The 615-nt window shown below is 46.7% G+C and carries 2 protein-coding genes; both read left to right on the top strand.

Going from position 1 to position 615, the window contains the following annotated elements; all coding sequences use genetic code 11:
• Window positions 1–197: hypothetical protein (locus tag R7O13_RS28520; RefSeq protein WP_318305414.1), on the top strand; the 197-nt coding region annotated here is incomplete at its 5' end.
• On the top strand, window positions 190–615 hold a 426-nt coding region (locus tag R7O13_RS28515), incomplete at its 3' end, for a LysR family transcriptional regulator (protein ID WP_318305413.1). The genes R7O13_RS28520 and R7O13_RS28515, both read left to right, overlap by 8 nt.

Raw genomic sequence — 615 nt, 5'->3', positions numbered from 1 at the left:
AGCACCTATTAGTAGCTGGATTGCTGCGAAAGAGAATAAGCCCCGTCTGGGAAACCAGGCGGGGTTTTATTTTGTTTGCTATTTACCATTCGCGAACCACCCCAAATCACTTCGGCCGATTTATTTCGGGCAGTGCCATGCTATTATTTTCTCAACGTCTCTTAGCAAGCTTTCAGCACATCACGCACTATGCTTAATCCCGTTTGGTTACACACGTTTAAGACTCTGGTCGAAGTCGGCCACTTTACGCAAACCGCAGAAAAGCTCTACATGACTCAACCCGGTGTTAGCCAACACATCAAGAAGTTAGAGCAAAGTTGTCAGCATGCCTTGATTAAACGTGAGAACAAAAGTTTCGAGCTCACCGAACAAGGTCGTATGGTTTACGCCTATGCGCTGGAGCTAGAGGAGCGCGAAAAAAGCTTACTAGAAGAACTCAGCTTTGATGATGCCTATTCTGGCCATTGTAAACTCGCTTGTTCCGGTGCGTTGGCCCTCCTGCTTTACGGCCCTCTATTAGAGCAACAAACGCAACATCCTAGTTTGTCCATCCACTTAGAAGCCGCGCCAAACCAATCTATTCTTAATGGTATCTCTGAAGGCCGCATTGATATC

The organism is Vibrio sp. Y176, assembly GCF_033438945.1.
The sequence above is the reverse complement of the archived record's forward strand: the minus strand, read 5'-3'. Positions and strand labels throughout refer to the sequence as shown.